Source organism: Treponema sp. SP13, from assembly GCF_050938355.1.
Lineage (GTDB): Bacteria > Spirochaetota > Spirochaetia > Treponematales > Treponemataceae > Treponema_D > Treponema_D socranskii.
This window is the reverse complement of record NZ_JADOVM010000015.1, coordinates 1-1201: the sequence shown is the minus strand read 5'-3', so window position 1 is coordinate 1201 and position 1201 is coordinate 1. Positions and strand designations below refer to the sequence as shown.

Annotated in this window: 1 protein-coding gene; it reads right to left on the bottom strand. The window is 50.0% G+C overall.

Annotated elements, in window-relative coordinates:
* Positions 1-1036, bottom strand: a 1036-nt coding sequence (locus IZU26_RS12985) for a hypothetical protein (RefSeq protein WP_433279575.1), incomplete at its 3' end; no start/stop codon positions are given.
* Between the last annotated feature and the right edge of the window lie 165 nt (positions 1037-1201).

Here is a 1201-nt window from a genome sequence, read left to right as displayed (position 1 = left end):
GCTCAGCTCCAAGCTGAATTTTCGTTTCGTCTTCAAGTGTTACAGCTCCGCCGAGTCTCAGTTCACCCCCTGTACGCACATCAACAAGAGCACGACTGGTAGGCGACACGGTGCCCTCGATCCGCACATCGGTAAACGAAAGGTATCTGCCGGAAGAAACCGAAAAGTCTTTCGCTTTCAGTTTGCATCGCTTTCCCGAAATAGACGCGAAATCAACGGAATGTTTTACTCCGTTGTCGCTCGTAGAAATCGACGGCAGAGCGCTTATGCCGGAAACGTCGACATCGTCCATCAAGATGATGACACCCGCTTCGTCCGGCGGTAAATCCTGTACCGCACGCAAAGCACCCGTCCTATCACCGCCGTGACTCCAGTAAAAATGCGTCGGCTTATACGGCGTACTCTGTTGCGGAGAATATGTGCTTTGGCCGTATGAGTTTATGACACCCACTCCGTTTTGCGTCGCAAAATAAACGGGCACACTTTCATTTTTTTTCAGCGTAAGGGAAATATCGTTTTCTCCCGTATCGGGCGTATAAAAATTATCGGTAAAATAGTAGTTTGCTCCAGCCCAATTCACAAGGGACTCGGGCGAAATCCCGGAAAAGACGGTATGCTCCATTTTAGCGGAAGTCGTATACGTAACGAGGACGCATACGAAGCATTTCGTCTTCGCTTGTACGCGCTGAAAAAAGAGCGGCTGCGGCCGCGATATATCGACTCCCTTCCGCGACACGGCTTGAATGAGTCCCTTATACCCTTGCGCTTCGCCCGCGCTCGGCGGAGTGAACTGCCCATTACCAATATTTTTGATTTCGACAGGATCGGCATCTTCACCGAACAAAAAGCCGTAGATCGACCACGGTCCTTCCGCGCCTCCGGCTGCCGCCCTCGCAGGGGACGAAGCGCTTTGCGGCGCTAACGGGGGAACCGTAAAGGCAATACCATCCGTTTCTCTGCCGCCGAACACATCGCTGCAGGATAAAAAGACGAAACCGAAAAAAACCGCAGCAGCGGCAAAAATCGCTTTTTTCATAACGCTCACTCCTCCGTACATACCGTACTCACCGCCCGCCGGTGAAACGATCGAAAACGGTATGCCCTACGGTTCGATTCCTTATTTTATCAAAAAGGAAACCATCCGATAATATTATAACATAAATAATAAATAAAAACAACTTTTTCGTACGGTTTTATCAAG